Annotated in this window: 5 protein-coding genes; 4 read left to right on the top strand and 1 reads right to left on the bottom strand. The window is 61.8% G+C overall.

Translation table 11 applies throughout. The features are described 5' to 3' along the window. Window positions 1-234: 234 nt before the first annotated feature. Window positions 235-432 carry a hypothetical protein gene (locus J4G14_15175; protein MCE2459130.1) on the bottom strand — a complete coding sequence of 66 codons (198 nt, stop codon included), beginning with the start codon at window positions 430-432 and terminating at the stop codon, window positions 235-237. 319 nt (window positions 433-751) lie between these two features. Here J4G14_15175 and J4G14_15170 point away from each other — a divergent pair, with 319 nt between their 5' ends. From J4G14_15170 to J4G14_15155, 4 genes are all read left to right on the top strand, one after another. Then, window positions 752-1,063, top strand: a complete 312-nt coding sequence (locus J4G14_15170) for a hypothetical protein (protein ID MCE2459129.1) — start codon at window positions 752-754, stop codon at window positions 1,061-1,063. An 86-nt stretch (window positions 1,064-1,149) separates the two neighbouring features. Next, window positions 1,150-1,548: a hypothetical protein gene (locus tag J4G14_15165; GenBank protein MCE2459128.1), complete on the top strand. Its 399-nt coding sequence runs from the start codon at window positions 1,150-1,152 to the stop codon at window positions 1,546-1,548. 82 nt (window positions 1,549-1,630) lie between these two features. Beyond that, window positions 1,631-1,912, top strand: coding sequence for a hypothetical protein (locus J4G14_15160; GenBank protein ID MCE2459127.1), 282 nt, complete (start codon window positions 1,631-1,633; stop codon window positions 1,910-1,912). An 18-nt stretch (window positions 1,913-1,930) separates the two neighbouring features. Further along, the gene (locus J4G14_15155; GenBank protein ID MCE2459126.1) at window positions 1,931-2,350 is read left to right on the top strand and encodes a Uma2 family endonuclease; all 420 of its coding nucleotides are present in this window, start codon (window positions 1,931-1,933) and stop codon (window positions 2,348-2,350) included. Window positions 2,351-2,936 lie beyond the last annotated feature (586 nt).

The following is a 2,936-nucleotide window of genomic DNA, read 5'->3' as shown; positions in this document are numbered from 1 at the left end:
CCACAAGATGGCAGTCAGGACAATCCCTCCCCAAACCGCCCGAACTGTTACTAACATTCCACGCCCCAATTTACTTGAGGACTATTGTTCCCACATGGACATGGTAACAGCACAAGTGGGACTTGACTGTCTGTGTATTGACCGCGTGCTTTGGCACTTGTGGAAACGTCTAATAGGTATGCGATAAGGAACTGATCCTGAAGGGTAACCCCGGCCCAACTTGACATAGAATAACTAGTGCGAACCAATGGCGCGACGTCGAAATCCGCACTGTGGGATTGACCACAGATCGGAGCCGCCGGATTGCCGCTTTCCCAGCGCAATGCCGCAGGCCTCCGGGTCTTTCCCAACCACCGACCGGCGCTCGCCGGCCTGACGGATTCCGCACCCGCCGGAGACGATTTCCAGGCCACCGCGGTTGGGCCTGTACACCCACCTGCCCTGCTCGAAAGTGGTGGTTCCGACTGCCTCGATCCCAGGTGCGGGGTGTTTCCCACCAATGCGGGAAATGCGGCGATTTCGACGCCTGTTGGGGCCCCGTGAAGTGAGTGACCGGTCCGGTCAGTCACTTGAGTCAGAGGTGTCAGAAAGGAAGAACCGGGCGGCGGTTCGCGCCCTATGCGAACACTCTCCCTTTCCAGAGCTTGCCGTCCGGATCTGTCACCAAGTGTATCAGCGTTCGGCTCACCGGCTGACGAGCGCCTGATAGAATCAGGTGGCGGACACACCACACAACAGGCTGGAGAACATCATGGCTGCATCCGAGGCCACCGAGGCGATCAGGGTCAAGCTGAAGGAGTTGCTCGACGACAGGTTCGAGAAGGAGGGGTTCGAGTTCGGGCCGATAGTCGTGATGCCCTGCGTCGATGATGACGGCACCAGCTATCTCCAGTCATACATCGTCTTCAGCGGCGACCAGGACAGGCTGGACCCCACCTGGACGCTCAGGCTGTCCGACTCCCTGTGGGCACAGTCGCAGGAGCTCGGATACCCGGGCATACCGCTCCAGCTCTTCGTGGAAAGGTCGGAGTGGACGGATGAACTGCAGGAGTTGCTGACGTGAATCCCCAGGACCTGCTCACTCTGGCGGTCGAGCTGGCCTCAGGCAGTGGCCGTGGAAGACCGAGGCAGGTCGAATTGCGCCGGGCGGTGAGCTCTGTCTACTACGCGCTGTTCCACGCTCTTGCCAATAGCTGTGCTGACCTGCTCGTCGGCCGTAGGTCGCCGGCCCAGACCAACCAGGCATGGCGGCAGACATATCGGGCGCTGGACCACGGAGAGGTCAGACGTAAGTGCACCCGGGGGCCTGGCAAGCCCATTCTGGACGACGAGTTCCCCCGCGGCATTCGTGATTTTGCCAGGCAGTTCGTGAAGATGCAGGAGAACCGCCACAAGGCCGACTACGACCCGTTTTCTGCATTCACACGCTCAGGTGTCGAGCAGCTGATACGGGAGTCGACGGCAGCGCTTCAGGGATTCGAGGCCACTGACGACAGGGACCGTCGCGCATTCGCAGTGTTTGTGCTGTTTCCGCTCAGGAGGGACTGAATCAGCATCCTGGTGACTGTCCGCCTCGTCTGGCCCCCACGTTCGATCTTCGGATGATTTCGCCGCTCCCGCGAGGTGCGATATGACCGCGAACATGCCAGCTGGTGAGTTCAGTCTTCCCGACCCGCCCAGGGGCTGCTCCGACGAGGCAAACTGGGTTACCCACCTGTCCGTCAATGGCAACGTCTACTTCCTGGTTCAACACTTCGGACGCGAGGACACCACGATATATGGCGGACGGTTGTACATCGTGCCGGGGCCGGGCACGTCCTCAGATCACTGGCAGATCCCGGACCTTCTGATCGCCTTCGACGTCGACTCCAGTCTCTACTACCGCAGCAACGGGAACGTGATCTCCGAGTAGGGCAAGCCCCCTGACTTCGTGCTTGAGGTTGCGTCTGCGAGTACGGCCGAGAGGGATCTGGGCTCGAAGCGCGACGACTACGCCGCCTTCGGCATACCCGAGTACTGGCGTTTCGACGAGACGGGCGAACATTACGGTGAGCGCCTCGCCGGTGAGCGTCTTGTGGAAGGTGAGTACCGGCCGATAGAGATCGCCAATCTCGCTGGGGGCATCCTTCAGGGCCGCAGCGACGTGCTGGCCCTGGACCTCCGGTGGCATGACGGCCGACTGGAGTGGTACGCCCCCGGGACCGGTCGCCACATCGCTACCTTCGATGATGAGCGTGCGGCTCGGATACAGGCAGAAACCCGGGTCGAGCGTGCCGAGGCCCGCGCGGATACCGCCGAAGCCCGCAGCCGCCAGCTCGAGGAGGAGCTGCGACGACTGCGTGGCGAGTAGGGACCGCTAAAGCCCGAACCCGACGCCCTGCATGCTTCCACCGAGAACATCGCTGCCCCCCAAAGAGGCCGTTTTCACGCAGGTCGGCCTAAGATCGCGGCCCACAGAGCGAATTTAAGCTCCTGTTTCAGCGCCAGGGCTACCCACACTGCCTGAGAGCCCTGGAATGAACTCCCTAGCGCCCTGAGGTCGCTCAGGCGGCGGTCCTGAAGCCCGTCCTGGCGGTGGTTGCGGCCTCCATGCCGAGGCCGAACGGCCGAAGGAACTCACCGGCCCACCGGCGATTGGCGTACAGTGCGCTGACCGCCGTCTTCCAGCCCATGCCGCAGACCCTCAGGTAACGGGCCAGCAGCCGGTCGAAGCGCGTCTTTCTCAGGTGACACTCGCCACGTTGATGTCCAGCCGGTGGTCGAGCTCGACGGACGGCCCCGCACAGATCTCACACATCGTCCGCTGCAGCTAGCCGGGATGTTGACCAGATGCAACTGCGATGATCTATATGGGTCATCTGGGATCGAGTCTGACCCGTTGGGTAACTGGCCTAGATGCCTTTTAGATGATCTGTCGGCCCGTTCCCGGTATGGCC

The organism is Dehalococcoidia bacterium, from assembly GCA_021295915.1.
GTDB lineage: Bacteria > Chloroflexota > Dehalococcoidia > Lucifugimonadales > UBA1123 > VXRN01.
This window is presented reverse-complemented; position numbering and strand designations above follow the sequence as displayed.

Coding starts and splice junctions, on each gene's coding strand:
- J4G14_15170 (MCE2459129.1), top strand. CDS start 752: ATGGCTGCATCCGAGGCCACCGAGGCGATCAGGGTCAAGCTGAAGGAG.
- J4G14_15160 (MCE2459127.1), top strand. CDS start 1,631: ATGACCGCGAACATGCCAGCTGGTGAGTTCAGTCTTCCCGACCCGCCC.